Here is a 16,868-nt window from a genome sequence, read left to right as displayed (position 1 = left end):
GGCGCGGTTGTACCTAACTATTTAAAATTGACAAGAGCTTAGACGACACCATGTCGATGGCGACCTGGTTTTCCCCGCCTTGGGGGATGATGATGTCGGCGTACTTCTTGCTTGGCTCAACAAACTGGTTGTAGCTTGGCTTCACGGTTGCCAGGTACTGAGCGATGATCCAGTCAATCGATCGGCCGCGTTCTTGCGTGTCACGCTGCAGCCGCCGGATGAAGCGGATATCGTCGTCAGCGTCGACAAACAGCTTGATATCCATGAACTGGCGCAGTTCTGGCGAAGACAATACCAAGATGCCTTCCAAGATGATGATGTCGGCGGGCTCAACGTGGATCGTGTCCTTAGCTCTAGACAAGATGCTGAAGTTGTAAGTCGGCATCTCCACGGCTTCCCCAGCCAAAAGGGCCTTCAGCTGCTCGATCAACAGGTCCGTATCATAGGCGCTTGGGTGGTCGTAGTTGACCTTTTTCCGCTCCTCCATAGTCAAAGCGGAATTGTCTTTATAGTAGGCGTCTTCTGGCAAAATCAAAACCCGGTCTTGCGGCAGTCGCTTGCTGATTTCCTTGGCAACCGTGGTCTTGCCAGACCCGCTGCCGCCGGCTAATCCGATAACTAGCGGTTTTTTACTCTGATTCATATCCGCTTAGCCTTCTTCCTCTGCTAAATCGTTGCGGCGCAAGACGTCCCGCACCTTGGTCGTCAGCATGTCTAGGGCCACGTCGTTTTCGCCGCCTTCAGGCACGATGATGTTGGCATAGCGCTTTGAAGGCTCAACGAATTGGTGGTAGCTTGGCTTCACCGTTGCCAGGTACTGGGTGATGATGGAGTCAAAAGACCGACCCCGTTCCGCCATGTCCCGGCGCTGGCGGCGGATCAAGCGGATGTCATCGTCAGTGTCAACGAAGATCTTGATGTCCATTAAGTCCCGCAGCTCTGGTGAGGCTAAAACCAGGATCCCTTCCAAGATGATGATGTCGGCTGGCTCTACGTGGACCGTTTCGGGACTTCTTAAGTGGGTGGTGAAGTCGTAGATCGGCATTTCAATAGCCTTCCCATTCAGCAGGTCCTTCAGCTGGCTGATCATCAGGTCTGAGTCAAAGGCATCCGGGTGGTCGAAGTTGATCTGGTTTCTTTCTTCCATGGTCATTTCCGGGTGATTCTTGTAGTAAGAGTCTTCCGTGATGATCCGGATGCGGTCATTCTTAAACTGGTCATATAGTTCATGAGCAATGGTCGTCTTCCCAGAGCCACTGCCCCCGGCGATCCCGATAATGATCGGGTGTTTCTTCTTTGGCATTGTAAAAAACTCCTTTAACTATTTATTATAGAGGCGAATAAAGATAGGGTCTAGTGAAAGTTGCGGAAAAAGCGATAATTCTCGCCTTTTTGAGGACCTTTTTTTGAAAAAATCCTAAAAATAGCGTTACCATTTTTTGCAAAATGAAAGTTAACTAATATAATTATCTATAGTAAGAGTAATACTGAAGAAAATAAACTTTTCCCCAGCAAAAAGCTAAAAAAGTAAAGTTCTAGACTAGAAAAGATTAAAGAAAAATAAAGATTTTTAGCACTTCCTGAATTTTCACTTGCTAAATATCTTGTTTTTTGGTAAATTTAATAAAAAATTAATCGTAATCAAGATTGTCTACTGGCAATTTTAGGGCGAGAAATCCGAACAATATCGCATCTAGCGAACGCGAAGCGCTGGGTACTTTTTAATTAAGCGTTAATCAAAGGAGAACACGATGGCTGCAATTATCGAATTTAAGAAAGTCAACAAATTTTATGGAACCTACCACGCTTTGAAAGACATCAACCTGTCCATCGATGAAGGTGAAGTTGTGTCAATTATCGGGCCTTCCGGGGCTGGTAAGAGTACTTTAATCAGAACGATGAATGGCCTGGAAGGCATTTCTTCTGGCGTTTTGGACGTGGACGGCTACGACTTAGGCGACAAGAAGACTGACTTAAACAAGATCAGAAAAGACGTCGGCATGGTTTTCCAGCACTTTAACTTGTACGAAAACCACACGGTTTTGGAAAACATCATGTTGGCTCCGCGGATCGTTTTGCACAGAGACGAAAAGGAAAACCGGGAAATCGCCGAAAACCTGCTTAAGCGGGTAGGCCTTTTGGACAAGGAAGACTCATACCCAAGACAGCTCTCTGGTGGGCAAAAGCAGCGTGTAGCCATTGCTAGATCCTTGGCCATGAAGCCAAAGGTCTTGCTGTTTGACGAACCAACCAGTGCCCTGGACCCAGAAATGATCCAAGACGTGTTGGACGTTATGAAGACGATCGCTTCTGAAGGGATGACCATGGTGGTCGTTACCCACGAAATGGGCTTTGCCAGAGAAGTTAGCGACCGCGTGATCTTCTTTGACCAAGGCCAAGTTTTGGAAGACTCCCACAACCCAAAGGAATTCTTCGAACACCCACAGCACATGCGGGCGCAAGAATTCTTAAGTAAGGTTATCGATCACTAATTTCCAGAAGGGAGTGGTTATATGTTTAAAAAGAAGATCCTCCCCAAACTGGCCTTGCTATTGACGGCCCTGGTTGCTATCACTTTGTCGGCTTGCTCAGTTGAAACCGACGTTTCCAACAAGGTCTACAACCACGTTAAGGCAAGTAAAACCATTACTTGGGGCGTCAAGTACGACACATCCTTGTTTGGGATTAAATCTGTCAAGACCAACAAGCTGGAAGGTTTTGAAATTGATCTGGCGCGCCTGTTGACTAAAAAGATCGTCGGCAAAAATGGTAAGGCAAAGTTTATCGAAGTTACGGCGCAAACCAAGATCCCGCAGCTGAAAAACAACAACATTGACGCAGTTTTGGCCTGCATGACCATTACCGATGAAAGAAAGAAATCAGTTGATTTTTCAACGCCATACTTCAAGGCTGGGACCAGCCTTTTAACTAAGACGTCCAGCAAGATCAAGTCCGTTAAGGACCTAAATAAAAAGGGCAAGGTGGTCATCGTGGCCAAGGGGACCACGGCTGCTGACGACATCGCTCGCTTGGCGCCAAAGGCCAAGATCAGACAGTTCAACGACTACGGTTCATGTACCAACGCCCTCTTAGCTGGGCAAGGGGATGCTTTTGCCACTGACAACGGCATCTTGGCCGGGATTGCGGCCCAGCACAAGAGCCTGCACTTGGTTGGTGGCACCATTGCCGTTGAACCTTACGGGATCGCGGTTAACAAGGGCCAAACGGGGATGCGGGATGCCATTAACCAGGCTCTAAAGGATGCCAAAAAAGACGGCAGCTACCACCGCCTGATCAAGAAGTGGTTTGGCAAGATTCCAGGATTCAGTATTAAGGAGGCTGAATATTAATGATAAGTTTATTTGCGGCAAATTGGTCCACCTTTTTGCTGGGTTTTTGGAACACGATTCTCTGCAGTCTGATTTCCCTGTTCTTTAGTTTAATCATCGGGTCAGGCTTTGCCATTCTCGAAACCGTTCCAAACAAGTTCTGGCGGGGCGTGGCCAAGGTTTATGTCGAAATCTTTCGTAATATTCCGCTTTTGGTCGTAACCATGGTCTTTTACCTGGTTTTGCCAACTTATACGCCGCTAAAACTGACCGGTTTTCAAGCCGGGACGATTGGTTTGTCCATCTACTCTTCTGCCTTCATCGCGGAAACGGTTCGCTCCGGGATTCAATCCGTGGGCGTAGGCCAAATGGAAGGGGCCCGGTCAAACGGGATGACCTACTGGCAAGCCATGCGCTACGTCATCTTGCCGCAAGCCTTCAAGATCGTGATTCCGCCGCTTGGCAACCAGTTCGTCAACTTGATCAAGAACTCCAGTATCTTGGCCTTCGTTGCCGGCTTTGACTTGATGTACCAAGGCGACATCGTGGCTTCTAACACTTTCCAAACGATTCCAAGCTACGTTTTAGTCGGGATCTTCTACTTGATCTTGACCCTGCCGCTTAGCTACTACATGCAGTATCTGGAAAAGAAAGGCGTTTAAGGAGGGAAAAATAAATGGAAAATTTAGCAAATGCTTTATCCTGGGTCAACCTCCGCTTTTTGCTGCAGGGCTTTTGGGTAACCATTGAAGTCTCAGTCATTTCAATTGTTTTGAGTTTTATCATCGGCCTCTTTTTAGGCTTAGTCCGCTTCACCAGAGTCGATGAAAAAACAACCAGAATTTCAAAAGTAGTCGGCGTGATCATCGACATCATCCGGAACCTGCCGCTGCTTTTGATCATCTTCTTCTCCTACTTTGGCCTGCCAGTCATGGGCCTGAGAGTGGACGCCTTCCAGGCTTCCGTCATCGCCATGGTGGTCTTTGAATCAGCCATGATTGCCGAAATCGTGCGTTCCGGGATCATGGCCGTCGACCCTGGCCAAATGGAAGGGGCCCGGTCAAACGGGATGACCTACATGCAGGCCATGATTCACGTGGTCTTGCCGCAGGCTTTGACCAAGATGATTCCAGCGCTCTTGTCTCAGTTCGTCTCCTTGATCAAGGACACGTCTTTAGCAACGATCATCGTTTTGCCTGAGTTGCTCTACCACGCCGAAATCATCTACAACCAAAACACCAACTACATGATTCCAATGTACTTGGCCGTTGCGGTAATGTACTTCATCATCTGCTTTGCTCTGTCCACTTTTGCCGGCTACATCAGCAAGAAGATCAAGTACTAATTTTTTAAACAATAAAAAATCAGCTAGAAAGAAAAGAAGAATATTTGTAATGAAACCAGTCCAGTCTTGCCAAGGAGGAAAAATGGCACGCAAACTGCAAAAAATGACCGCCTTCATGGCGGTTTTGCTGTTATCCCTGTTTTTAGGTGCCTGCTCAAAGAGCAGCGACTCTACGGGAGAAAGCACAACCACCTATAACCGGGTGCACTCATCTAAAACCATCACCTGGGGGATGCGGGCAGATACGCGCCTCTTTAGCATGATGGACATAAAGACCGGCAAGGCCAAGGGCTTTGAAGTTGACCTAGCCCGGGCCATCACCAAGCAGATTCTGGGCCCTAGCGGGAAGATGAAGATTGAATACATCAGTGAAAAATCCCGGATCATGGACCTCAAGATCGGCAACGTGGACGCTGTCATGGCCACCATGACCGATACGGCAGACCGGGAAAAAATCATCAACTTCTCAGACACCTACTTTATGGCCGGAGAAACCCTGATCGTGCCCAAGAAGAGCAAGCTGAAGTCGATCAAGGCTTTTAACAATTCTAAGTACTCTATTGCCGCCGTTAAGGGGTCAACTGCCGACGCCGATGTACACAAGTACGCCCCAAAGGCTAAGGTTATCTTCTATGATGACTACGGTTCAGCCTACAATGCCTTCAAGGCTGGCAAGACCAATGCCATGGTCAGCGACAACGCCGTTTTGGCAGGGCTGATTGCCGACGATACCGACAAGTTCACCATGCTGGACACGACCTTCACGGTTGAGCCATACGGGATCGGGATCAAGAAGGGCGAGACAAAGTTTACCAAGGAAGTTAACCAAGCTTTGGCCACCTTGCGGAAAAATGGGACCTACAGCCGCCTAATGAAGAAATGGTTTGCCGGCGTTCCAGGTTTCAACGTGAAGGAATCTTCTAGAACGACGGTTAGCGATAAGTAAGAAACTAATTTTTAGTTTTTAATTTTTAATATATTGAAAGATTAAGACGCATTCTCTCTGAATGTGTCTTTCTTTTTTAAAAGCAAGTTAAATCACGCTAAAATTACCTGAATTTTTGGCAAAAAAGGGCCCAAAGGTAGTAGTTTTTTGTATAATTGAAAGTGGATACTCAGCGCTTACAGCTGAACTTTTTGCTTAGAGAAAACGTAGGAGATAAACATGAGTAAGAGGCAATTTGGTCTTATATACATATCATCATATCAAGCCAGATTATTTATCGTTGACTTGAAGAAAATGACGATCCTTGAACAATTGAACTCAGCCCAATTCGTTCAAGGCGGGAAAAAATTTGAGGTTTATGAAAATGAGCTGCCGCGCTTGACCGATGCCTTAATTGGCTTCAAGAGAAAGCTCGCCGAATACGGCATCGACAACTGCAAGGTCTACGGGAACAGACAGCTTTTAGACAAGATTTCTGCCCGCTACCTGTCTGACCAGATCAAGATCCGGACGGGGCTTGATGTGGAATGGCTAAACGGGGCGCAAATTGCCTACTACAAGATCATCGCCGGGATGGCTCTGCCGCAATTTAGCGAACTGGCACCAGATGAATCGACTTACCTGCTCAGTACCGGGAGTGCCATGCTCAACTTGACCCTGTTTAAGGGGCAAAACTATGTCTCAACCTGGGACTTTGCCTTGGGGCCAGAAGAAATCGAAGAAATGTCGGCCATGACCCGGGACACTCCAATTGACCCGATCGACATCATCAGCGACTACATTTCTCGTAAATTGGTTTCTTTCAAGACCATTGAAAAGCCGACTGGCAAGTCCCGGCTCATCATCCAGCACGTGTCTAGCCAAGGCGAGCAGAGCCTGAAGCCCCATGAACGGGCCCAGGTGATTGAGCCAGAGGCTTTTGCCAAGGTTTATAACGACTTTAAAGAAGCGCCAGACCAGTACCTGATGGAAAAGTACAACTTGTCGGTTGACTCCTTGGCTAGAATGAAGCCAACCATCGTCTTGATCAACCAGTTAAATAAGGTGATCAAGCCAGAAAAAATGACCCTGACCGAGTCATCGGCCATCACGGGTTTGATGCTGCAAGAAGCAGCGCGCCTCAAGTACCGGCCAGATGAATATTCCACCATCGTTTTAACGGCGACCAAGAATATTGCCCGCCGCTACGAATCAGGTGGCAAGCACAGCAACCTGTCCAACAAGTTTGCCCTGCACATTTTTGACCGGCTGGCTCACGCCGGCATGGTGGACAAGCAGGACCGCCAGCTCTTGGAAATTGCGGCGCGCCTGCACGATATCGGCAACTTCATCAACTTCCACAACCACTATGAGCATGCAGCCTACATCATCGATGCCAACCAGATCATCGGCCTGTCAGACCGGGAAAACGCGATGCTGATCAGCATCTTGAAGCACCAAGACATTACTGACTTAAACGATGAAGAGCAAGGCTACCGGAGCCTGGACCCAGCCGTCCAAGTCCGGGTTGCCAAACTCGCTGCCATCTTGCGCTTGGCCAATAGTCTAGACGCCTCCAGAAAGCAGAAGATCAGCAAGATCGTGGTTTCTATCAAAGACGACCAAATGCTGATCACCGTCACTAGCAAGAGCGACTTGACCCTGGAGCGCTGGGTCTTTGAAAAAAACGTACCGCTGGCTCAAGCCGTGTTTGGGATGAAGATTGCCATGAAGCAGAAGAGGGGTAAATAATAATGGCTGAAAGCAAAAATAAGCAAAAAAAGAACAAGTTTTCTGATCCAAAGTATTACATCAACCGGGAACTCAGCTGGCTGGAATTTAACGATCGCTGCCTGGATGAAGCCCGAAACCCAGATGAGCCGCTTTTGGAACGGGCCAACTTTTTAGGCATCACCCAGTCTAACGTCGACGAATTCTATATGGTTAGAGTGGCTTCCCTGTCTAAGTTGGTCGCAGCCAAGGTCAAGAGCCATGATGCTAGCGGCATGACGCCTCTTGAACAATTGACGGCCATCAACAAGAAGGAACACGAAGTCGTAGAAAAGCGCTACTCCACTTATTCACGTTCTCTCTTGCCGCAACTCAAGAAAAATGAAATCAATATCTTGGAAACTGACGAACTGTCTGAAGACCAAGAAGAATACATCCGACGCTACTTCAATAACGAGCTTTACCCAGTCTTGACCCCAATGGCTGATGACCAGTCTCGGCCATTCCCATTCATCAACAATGATTCCTTGAACATCGCCTTACGCCTCAAGGACCAAGAAACGGGTGAGCACCAATTTGCCACCGTCAGAGTGCCGAACATCTTCCCGCGGCTGATCAAGTTGCCAGATGGGGAAAACGACTTTATCTTAATTGAAAACATCATCAAGGCCTTTGCCGACCGCCTCTTTGATGGATACGAAATCCGCCAGGCAGCCTGCTACCGGGTAACCCGGGACATGGACTTAGACGTGTCTGAAAGCGACACTTCTGACTTCTTGCTTGCCGTTAAAAAGCAACTTGAAGACAGAGAGCACGGTCACGTAACCCGCCTTGAAGTTGAAACCTCAATGAACGTTAAGCTGCTCAAGCACCTGATGAAGCGGCTAAAGGTGGAAGAAGCCAGCGTCTTCACCATCAACGGGCCAATTGACTTGACCTTCTTGAAGAAATTGCCAGGCATGGTGGAAGGCCACGATGACCTGCGCTACAAACCAATGACCCCATTTGTCGACCCAGCCTTGCGCAGCGACCACAACATTTTTGACTCCATCAGAGAAAAAGACTACCTAGTGCAGCACCCTTACGACAGCTTTGACGCCGTTTTAAATTTCGTTAAGCAAGCCGCTAAGGACCCAGACGTTTTGGCCATCAAGATGACCCTGTACCGGGTGTCCGGCAACTCCCCAATCATCAAGTACTTGGGCCAAGCCGCCAAGGCTGGCAAGCAAGTTACGGTTTTGGTTGAAGTGAAGGCCCGCTTTGACGAAGAAAACAACGTCCACTGGGCCCGGACCCTGGAACAGATGGGCTGCCACGTTATCTACGGTTTGGTAGGGTTAAAGACTCACACCAAGGTTACCTTGGTAATCCGCCGCGACGAAGATGGCATCCGCCGCTACCTGCACCTGGGTACGGGTAACTACAACGACGTCACTGCCCACTTCTACACTGACATCGGTCTCTTTACCTGCGACCGGGACCTGGGCGTTGACGCCACCAACCTCTTCAACATGCTGTCAGGCTACAGCAAGCCGCCTTACTTCAGTAAGCTGCGGATTTCGCCAAACCTGATCCGTCAATTCATCTATGAAAAGATCGACAACGAAATCGCCATTGCCCAAGCTGGCCGCCATGCCGAAATTCACATGAAGATGAACTCCTTGTCAGACCCAGGCGTTATCGCCAAGCTGTATGAAGCTTCCGCTGCCGGCGTCAAGATCCACTTGATTGTCCGCGGGATCTGCTGCTTGAAGACCGAAATCCCAGGCATTTCCGACAATATCGAAGTTCACTCTATCGTGGGCCGCTTCTTGGAACACAGCCGGATCTACTACTTCTACAATGACGGCAAAGAAGAAGTCTACTGCGCAAGTGCCGACATGATGCGGCGGAACTTGAACCGGCGGGTGGAAACCCTCTTCCCAATCCTGCAAGAAGATTTGAAGGAAAGAGTCTTGGACATTTTTGCCAAGATGTGGCAAGACAACATCCAAGCCCGCATCCTGCACGGGACTGAATGGATCCACGCTGATCGAAGAGGGCAAGTGGCCTTTAGCAGCCAAGACTACTTCATCGAAGAAGCAGCCGAAAAGGTTCGCATCGTCAAGGAACAAGAAAAAGAAGAAAAGGCCAAGGCCAAGGATGCCTTTGAAGCCATGAAGCCGCAAGAAAGCGAGCTGGAAGACCAAGAAGAAAAGTAGTTAAGACAAGGGTGATCAGATGAAGATGGATAAGCATGAGCTGGAGACCTTTAAGATCGACCAGATGTTTATTGGCTCTAGCAAGGAAGAATTAATTGCCCTAGGTGAAAAAAGGCGGGAAAAGTATCCCATTTCGGCCATTTCAACTTTTCAGCCGGTGGACCGGGACGTGGTGCAGCTGATCAAGCTGACAGAGGAAAAGATGATTCCCGAGCTGCTTGACATGCGTCACCAGCGGATGATGCAGAATCCATTTTCTTACTTCCGGGCCACGGCCGGGATCATGGAAAGGGACCTTCGTCAGTTTCCAGACAACCAGTCCCATATTCCGGTGATCATCTGCGGGGATTCACACTTAACCAACTTTGGCTTTTTTGCCTCGCCGGAAAGGCAGCTGCTGTTTGGCCTGAACGACTTTGACGAAGCCAGAATCGGCAACTGGGAATTTGACTTAAAGCGCCTCTTGACCAGCATCGCCTTGACCGGCCGGATCAACGGCTATGGCCAGGAAACCATCGATCAAATTTTGCAAACAGCCGTTCATTCCTACCGGCGGGGGATCAAGTATGCCAATACTTTTTCCCTTCTGGACCTCTTCAACCTGTCTTACAACGTCGAAGACTTGATGAAGGAAATGACCGACAACGAGCAGATGCAGCGGGTCTTGATGAAGGTGGCCAACCGGGCGCCAAAGAACAATTCCGATGCCGTCGTGAAAAAGCTGACCGAAGAAACGCCAGAAGGCCTGCGCTTTAAGGACAATCCGCCAAGGGCCCGGCACCTGTCAGAAAAACAGTACAAGAGCCTCTTAGAGGGCTTAAACGAATACCAGACCAATGCCAGCGAAGACGTGCGGGTGCTTCTCATCAACTACCAGGTGACCGACATTATCCGCTATAGCGTTGGCGTCGGCAGCTGGGGGACGCGCTGCTACTTGGTCTTGTTAACCGGCAAGGACGGCAGCCACCTGATCTTGCAGATCAAAGAGGCCCTGCCTCTCCGCTATAACCTGTCGGCCTTGACCGTGACTGAAAGTCAGGAAAAAGGCGAAGGCGAAGGCAAGCGGATCATCACGGCGCAAAAGGTTTTGCAGACCTACTATGACCTATTTTTAGGCTCCATGGAGGCCGACGGGCGGGCCTTTTACGTCCGCCAGTTCAGAGACATGAAGGACTCGATCGATCCGCTCAAGCTGGACCTTGAGAGTTTTTCGGCCTACAGCAACATCTGCGCCTTCATCTTGGCCATTGCCCACTACCAAAGCCCAACGGCACCGATGATCTACGGCTACGTTCATAAGCAAAAAGACCTAGACACGGGCTTAGCCCAGTGGGCGACGGCCTATGCCGACCAGATGGAGAAAGACTATCAGGCTTTTGGCAAGTACTTGCTAGGCGATGATGACGATGATTAACGAGCTTTTAACCGACTACGACCGGGTCTGCTTGACCAAAAAGGGCTATGAGGGGCTGAATGTCGGCGACGACTTTGTGGTTAACGGGAAAATGATCGGCCGCATTGTCCAAGACGTTTACGCCCAAGACGGGATGCAGGCCTATGTGATCGAAAACCAGGCCAGTCGGCGAGACGAAGTGACGGTCCTCTTTAAGGGCTCGTCGGGCCTGCGTAACGGCAACGCCACCACCTGGCGGGACGAGTGGCTGAACACCAACTGGCCAATCTTCGTGGCCATGCTGACCAGCCGACCCAAGCTGCCCAGTGCCTTAAAGACGGCGTCCAGCTACTTAAACAAGTGGCTGGTGGAATTCCCAGATGCCATTTTTTACATCTATGGTCATTCTCTGGGCGCTATCAACGCCGCCTACGCCCTGGCCAACTGCCGCCACCCCTCTCAGATCGGGGCGGCCTACCTCTATGAGGGGACCAATATCTGGAAGCTTTTGACTAGGCGGCAACGCCAGGTCGCTGGCCAGATGCGGCACAAGATCAATACCTACGTTGACATCTACGACCCGGTGACTTTGGGCTACACGGCCACCCACAAGATGGTGGGCAAGCTCCACTATGTCGACAGCCTCCCGATCAGCCCCATCAAGCAGCACATGTGGGGCGGCTACCGGTTTGACGATCAAGGGCGGCTTTTAGAAAAAGAGGTCGACAGCCGCTTCCTCCAGTCCAGCCAGATGCAGACCCGCTTTTTAAGCGGGACCAGCGAACTGGCTAAGTTCTTGTCTGGCACGGAGGAATACCGGGCTAGCGACTGGAAGAAGCTCACCAGCCAAAAGCTGACCCAGATCAAGGACCGGGTCTTCAACCAGACTTTTTTGAAGGAGTTTGAAGACCAGGACCAAAAGCTGAAAAAAGAATTTGACCAATTGAAGCAATTTGAGCAAAAAGACGAAAAAGACGAGTAATTCTACTCGCCTTTTTTGTATAATTGAAGAAGATAGGGTAATAGGGATAGGACTTTGAGACCTGAAAAGATGGAGAAATTGATGACTGAAAACACCCTTAATTTTGATGAGATATTAACTAAGCAGCTGATCGACGATCAGGATCCGCAAATCCAGTCTTTCCAAGAAGACTTTTACGGGGACTTCTATGACTATTTTGTCAACTTGCTGAAGTTTAAGCAGCTCAGCCAGGGCATCAGCGATGCGGAAATGGCGGGGAAAAAGCTCAGCCTCTACCTGGATATCTTCCGCTCCCAGGATTTTCCGGGGAAGAAGACCTACCGCTACTGCCTGACCTTTGACCGAGATCTAAATTTTTTAAAAGACGAATCGGATTTTACCTTGAGCGCCTTGACTCGGGATTTGAAAAAGCAGCCCGACCAAGTGGGCGACTATTTGGCTGTGAGAGAGCAGGTCCTAGCGGGTCTTGCTGGCCGCTTAACTGGGCAAGCGGGCAATGGCCGGATTCAATCCTTTAATGAGGTCCTGGCTGACATCTATGACAAGTACCGGCTGAACCGCTTTAAGATCGCCTACCGGCTGCAATAGAGGAGGAATTTTTATGCAAAAAATCGTAGTACTAGGCTCAAGCAACGTGGACACCACCTTGCATGTGGAAAACTTCCCAAAGCCTGGCGAAACCATCAACGCCCAAAAGGTGACCGAAGCTGGCGGCGGCAAGGGGGCCAACCAGGCCGTCGCTGCGGCTAAGAGCGGGAGCGAAACCCACTTTATTTCCCGGGTTGGCGACGACGCCTTGGGGACCTGGATGCTTGAACAGTTGACCGGCTACGGCGTTTTGACCGACCGGGTTTTGAAGACTGAAGGGGTTAAGACGGGCCACGCCTACATCACCTTGAACAGCGAGGGGCAAAACGACATCATCATCGACCACGGGGCCAACTACGAACTGACGCCAAAAGACGTCGAAGACGCCAAGGCTGTGATCGAAGATGCAGACTGCGTGATTGCGCAGCTGGAAACTCCGATTGATGCCACGATTGCGGCTTTCAAGATCGCCAAGGCGGCCGGCAAGACCACCATCTTAAACCCGGCGCCGGCCATCAAGGACCTGCCAAAGGAACTGTTGGACCTAACTGACGTGATTACGCCTAACGAAACGGAAAGTGCGCTTCTTACCGGGATTACCATTAACGGGGATGCTGACCTGGAAAAGAATGCCGTTAAGTTGCACGAACTGGGCTTAAAGTACGTGATCATCACCTACGGCAGCAAGGGTGCTTACGTGTCCTCCCCAGTCTTCACCGGCCTGGTTCCGGCCTTCAAGGTCAAGGCCGTGGACACGACGGCCGCCGGCGACACCTTCTTGGGCTTTTTGGCAGGGGGCTTGGCTAGCGACTTAGGCAACCTGCACGACGCCACCGTTTTTGCCTGCCGGGCGAGTTCTTTGGCTGTACAAAAATTGGGCGCGCAGCCATCCATTCCGGACCGGGTAGCGGTAGAAGCCGCCTTGAAGGAAGGTTAGCCGATGTTGATTGCACCTTCAATTTTAAACGCCGACAACCTGAACCTGGCCAAAGAAATTGCGGCAGCAAAAGAAGCCGGGATCACCCGTTTCCACTTAGACATCATGGACGGCCACTTCGTGCCCAACTTGTCCTTTGGTCCCCAGCTGGTTCAAGACTTTAAAAAAGAATTCCCGGACCTAGAAGCCGAAGTTCACCTGATGAGCAACAACTTAAGGGAGATGCTGCCGGCTTTTGTCAAGGCGGGCGCTGACTTGATCGAGTTCCACTATGAGGCGGACTACGCCAATCAGATTCCGGGCTGGCTGGACTACCTGCATGAGGCGGGCGTGAAAGCCGGGATCGTTTTGAACCCAGATACGGAAATCCGGGTGCTGGCGCCGCTGCTCCCCAAGCTGGACCAGATCCTGATCATGACCGTTTATCCAGGCTTTGGCGGGCAAAAGTTCATGGAAGTGGCGCCGGCCCGGATTAAGGCGGCCAAGGATTTGGCCGGCGACATCCCGGTTGAAGTCGACGGCGGGATCAACGCCGAGACGGCCAAGCTGGCCAAGGAGGCCGGCGCGACGATCTTTGTTGCGGGCTCGTATATTTTTAGTCAAAAAGCCATCGACCAGCAAGTGGCCAAGTTAAAGCAGATTTTAGAAGAATAGAGGCATTAGGATGGATAAGGCAAAGCAAGACGAATTGAAAAAGGCTGCTGCTAAAAAGGCGGCGGAACTGGTTCACGACGAAATGATCTTGGGCGTGGGGACGGGCTCCACGGTCAAGTTCTTTATCGATGAACTAGGCAAGTTAAAAGAAGAAGCGGGCTTGCACTTAAAGGCCGTGGTTACCACCTCTAGCCGCAGTCAAAAGCAGCTGGAAGGCCTGGGCTTTAAGGTCAGTCCGTTAGCTGACGTTGACCAGGTTGACTTGACCGTGGACGGGGCCGACCGGGTGGACGCGCAGCTCAACGGGATCAAGGGCGGCGGCGCTGCCCTGACCTTGGAAAAGAACGTGGCCGTCAACTCTAAGAAAAACGTTTGGATCGTGGACGAAAGCAAGGTAGTGGATCACCTCAGCGGTTTTGCCCTGCCAGTTGAAGTTTTGCCAATTTCCTGCGAGCAGACCAAGCGCCGCTTTGAGGCTGAAGGCTTGAACCCAGTCTTCCGCCTGAACCCAGATGGCAGTCGCCTGAAGACCCACTACGGCAACTACATCCTGGACCTGGACCTCGCCCGGATCCCGGTGCCAAGCGGCTTAGCCGACTACCTGGACCACACGACCGGGGTTGTCGAGCACGGCCTCTTTTTGAACATCTGCGACCAGGTAATCATCGCGCGCGACAACGGCGAAATCGAAGTTAAGAAGCGTTAATTTTGAAAAAGAAAAGAAGCTGATCTTCTTTTCTTTTTCTTTTTTCCCGCTAAGCATGGTAGAATAGAAATATTCTGATAATTTACCGATCGCTGAAACTTAGAGTATTGGAGCAAAAAAATAATGACTAAGAAACCTTTGATTATCTCAACTGACCCCGGCATTGACGACGCAGTCTGCATAACTATTGCCCTGTTTGCCAAGAAACTGGACGTCAAGATGATCGTCCCAACCTGGGGCAACGTGTCCTTGGACAAGACCTTGAACAATGCCTTGCGCCTGCAAAAATTTTTGGGCACCAAGGTGCCAGTGGTGGCCGGTGCCAAATTGCCTTTGGTAAAAGAAGCCATTGACGCTTCGGAAGTCCACGGCGCCAGCGGCATGGACGGCTACGACTTCCCAGAAGCCGACGAATCACTTTTGGTAGAAGGCTTGGCTGCTACCAAGATCCACGAAGTGGTGAACGCAAGTGAAGACAAGGTAACCCTGATGCAAATCGGGCCAGCTACCGACTTTGCCCTTTACTTCCGCCAGTACCCAGAAGACCTGGACAAGATCGAAGCCCTCTACATCATGGGCGGGGCCCTGGGCCGAGGCAACTACGGTCCTTACGACGAATACAACGTGTCCGGCGACCCGGAAGCGGCCAAGATTGTTTTTGACTTAGGGAAAAAATTGCCAATCTACGTGGCGCCGCTTGAAGTGGGCAACCAAGCCTTTGTCGAAGAAGACACCTTGCAAGAAATCAAGGCCTTAGGCCCAGTGGGCGAAATGATTTATGGCTTAAACTCCCACTACGAAGTCAACGACCCAGCAGCCGCTAAGGGCAAGCGGATCTATGATGCCTTGACGGCCGCAATGCTTTTGGCACCAGACCTGTTTGAAGTCAAGGATGCTTACGTCGCCGTTGACACCAAGGGGCCGCTGACTTACGGTGCCAGCGTCATGGACTTTGACGGCTTTTTCGGCCAAGCAAACAACGCGCATGTAGCGGTATCAGTTGACCGGGAAGCCTTCAAGAAGTGGTTTGTTGAAGCGATCGCACAAGCTGGCAAGTAGGTGACGGCGTATGACTGATTATGTTTACCGTACAGTCATGCATGATATTAAGCATAAGATTCTGCATGGCGAATATCAGGGAATGCGCCTGCCAGATGAACGCAGCTTAGCCGAGGAGTACCAAGTCAGTCGCTCATCGATGAAGAGAGCCTTGGAGCTCTTGGCCCAGCAGGGCATTGTTTTTAAAAAAAGGGGCAGTGGGACCTTCATCAATCCGCTTTACTTAAAGAACCAGTCCATGTTCCGCTATGAAGGGTCCAACCTGGGCTTGACGGACAGCTTTTTAGCACCTGGGAAAAAGCAGAGCATCAAGCTGCTGGACTTCAAGGTGGTGCCGGCGTCGCCGGAAACGGCGCAGGACCTGTTCCTCAGCCAAGGCGACTTCGTTTACCAGTTTAAGCGGCTGCGGCTTTTGGACGACCAGCCCTTTTTGATCGAAGAGGGCTTTGTGCCGATCAAGCTGGTGCCGGAACTGTCGGCGGACATCTTAAAGGGGTCCTTGTTCAACTACCTAGAAGATGCGCAGGGCAAGACGGTTACGCGGTCGTACTTGACGATCACGGTGTCGCCGTCGACGGACGAGGACCAGGCAGAACTGCGGCTGTCAGCGACCGAGCCGGTGGGCGTCATGTCCGGGATCTTCTTTTTGGACGACGGGACGCCGGTGGAAGTGTCCACCATGCGGGTCCACTACCGCTACATGCGCTTCAACAGCTTTGTTAACTTGAATTAGGTACTAGACCAAGATCTTTGGATCTTGGTCTTTTTTGTTGTGTGTGGCGTGGCGGTGTGGGGCGGTGTGGCCTGCGTGGCGGTGGCGTGGCCTAGCCCCCGAAGTATGTCAACCGAGCTGATTTTTGGCGGAATTTGCCCCCGAAGTATGTCAACCGAGCTGATTTTTGGCGAAATATGCCCCCGAAGTATGTCAACCGAGCTGATTTTTGGCGAAAAACGCCCCCAAAGTATGTCAACCGGATTGATTTTTGGCAAAAATCGCCCCCAAAGTATGTCAACCGGT

At 50.5% G+C, this 16,868-nt stretch carries 17 protein-coding genes and 1 pseudogene; 16 read left to right on the top strand and 2 right to left on the bottom strand.

Annotated features, from left to right (window positions below):
• Positions 1-13 precede the first annotated feature (13 nt).
• Together udk (ACI4WN_RS00740) and udk (ACI4WN_RS00735) are read right to left on the bottom strand one after the other, a co-directional pair.
• Positions 14-643, bottom strand: a complete 630-nt coding sequence (gene udk, locus ACI4WN_RS00740; RefSeq protein WP_439776548.1) for a uridine kinase — start codon at positions 641-643, stop codon at positions 14-16.
• Between the two features lie 6 nt (positions 644-649).
• Complete coding sequence (gene udk / locus ACI4WN_RS00735; RefSeq protein WP_439776547.1) at positions 650-1,303, bottom strand: uridine kinase; 654 nt, start codon at positions 1,301-1,303, stop codon at positions 650-652.
• A gap of 448 nt (positions 1,304-1,751) precedes the next feature.
• Between udk (ACI4WN_RS00735) and ACI4WN_RS00730 the strand changes: the two genes are divergently transcribed.
• The 16 genes and pseudogenes from ACI4WN_RS00730 to ACI4WN_RS00655 form a co-directional block, all read left to right on the top strand.
• Positions 1,752-2,492 (top strand): amino acid ABC transporter ATP-binding protein, encoded by a 741-nt coding sequence (locus ACI4WN_RS00730; protein ID WP_439776546.1) that lies wholly within the window; start codon positions 1,752-1,754, stop codon positions 2,490-2,492.
• Positions 2,493-2,513: 21 nt separating this feature from the next.
• Positions 2,514-3,350, top strand: a complete 837-nt coding sequence (locus ACI4WN_RS00725; protein WP_439776545.1) for a glutamate ABC transporter substrate-binding protein — start codon at positions 2,514-2,516, stop codon at positions 3,348-3,350.
• Positions 3,350-3,991, top strand: a complete 642-nt coding sequence (locus ACI4WN_RS00720) for an amino acid ABC transporter permease (RefSeq protein ID WP_008460910.1) — start codon at positions 3,350-3,352, stop codon at positions 3,989-3,991. Before ACI4WN_RS00725 ends, ACI4WN_RS00720 begins: the two co-directional genes overlap by 1 nt.
• 14 nt (positions 3,992-4,005) lie before the next feature.
• Positions 4,006-4,674: an amino acid ABC transporter permease gene (locus ACI4WN_RS00715; protein ID WP_439776544.1), complete on the top strand. Its 669-nt coding sequence runs from the start codon at positions 4,006-4,008 to the stop codon at positions 4,672-4,674.
• Positions 4,675-4,756: 82 nt separating this feature from the next.
• Complete coding sequence (locus ACI4WN_RS00710; protein WP_439776543.1) at positions 4,757-5,620, top strand: transporter substrate-binding domain-containing protein; 864 nt, start codon at positions 4,757-4,759, stop codon at positions 5,618-5,620.
• 219 nt (positions 5,621-5,839) lie between these two features.
• On the top strand, positions 5,840-7,351 hold the full coding sequence (locus ACI4WN_RS00705) for an exopolyphosphatase (protein WP_439776542.1): 1,512 nt from the start codon (positions 5,840-5,842) through the stop codon (positions 7,349-7,351).
• A 2-nt stretch (positions 7,352-7,353) separates the two neighbouring features.
• The gene (locus ACI4WN_RS00700) at positions 7,354-9,531 is read left to right on the top strand and encodes an RNA degradosome polyphosphate kinase (protein WP_439776541.1); all 2,178 of its coding nucleotides are present in this window, start codon (positions 7,354-7,356) and stop codon (positions 9,529-9,531) included.
• A gap of 19 nt (positions 9,532-9,550) precedes the next feature.
• On the top strand, positions 9,551-10,945 hold the full coding sequence (locus ACI4WN_RS00695) for a DUF2252 domain-containing protein (RefSeq protein ID WP_439776540.1): 1,395 nt from the start codon (positions 9,551-9,553) through the stop codon (positions 10,943-10,945).
• Positions 10,932-11,906 (top strand): hypothetical protein, encoded by a 975-nt coding sequence (locus tag ACI4WN_RS00690; RefSeq protein WP_439776539.1) that lies wholly within the window; start codon positions 10,932-10,934, stop codon positions 11,904-11,906. Before ACI4WN_RS00695 ends, ACI4WN_RS00690 begins: the two co-directional genes overlap by 14 nt.
• An 81-nt stretch (positions 11,907-11,987) precedes the next feature.
• A complete protein-coding gene (locus ACI4WN_RS00685; RefSeq protein WP_439776538.1) occupies positions 11,988-12,494 on the top strand; it encodes a hypothetical protein in 507 nt (168 codons plus the stop codon).
• Between the two features lie 13 nt (positions 12,495-12,507).
• Positions 12,508-13,431, top strand: coding sequence for a ribokinase (rbsK, locus tag ACI4WN_RS00680; RefSeq protein WP_439776537.1), 924 nt, complete (start codon positions 12,508-12,510; stop codon positions 13,429-13,431).
• A 3-nt stretch (positions 13,432-13,434) separates the two neighbouring features.
• Positions 13,435-14,085 (top strand): ribulose-phosphate 3-epimerase, encoded by a 651-nt coding sequence (rpe, locus tag ACI4WN_RS00675; protein ID WP_439776536.1) that lies wholly within the window; start codon positions 13,435-13,437, stop codon positions 14,083-14,085.
• Between the two features lie 10 nt (positions 14,086-14,095).
• On the top strand, positions 14,096-14,791 hold the full coding sequence (gene rpiA, locus ACI4WN_RS00670) for a ribose-5-phosphate isomerase RpiA (protein ID WP_439776535.1): 696 nt from the start codon (positions 14,096-14,098) through the stop codon (positions 14,789-14,791).
• Between the two features lie 123 nt (positions 14,792-14,914).
• Complete coding sequence (locus ACI4WN_RS00665) at positions 14,915-15,850, top strand: nucleoside hydrolase (protein ID WP_439776534.1); 936 nt, start codon at positions 14,915-14,917, stop codon at positions 15,848-15,850.
• Between the two features lie 10 nt (positions 15,851-15,860).
• Positions 15,861-16,583 (top strand): GntR family transcriptional regulator, encoded by a 723-nt coding sequence (locus ACI4WN_RS00660; RefSeq protein ID WP_009558099.1) that lies wholly within the window; start codon positions 15,861-15,863, stop codon positions 16,581-16,583.
• A gap of 54 nt (positions 16,584-16,637) precedes the next feature.
• Positions 16,638-16,868: pseudogene (locus ACI4WN_RS00655) on the top strand (hypothetical protein); the annotation flags it as partial.

It is taken from the genome of Lactobacillus sp. (genome assembly GCF_051893255.1).
Classification (GTDB): domain Bacteria; phylum Bacillota; class Bacilli; order Lactobacillales; family Lactobacillaceae; genus Lactobacillus.
The sequence above is the reverse complement of the archived record's forward strand: the minus strand, read 5'-3'. Positions and strand labels throughout refer to the sequence as shown.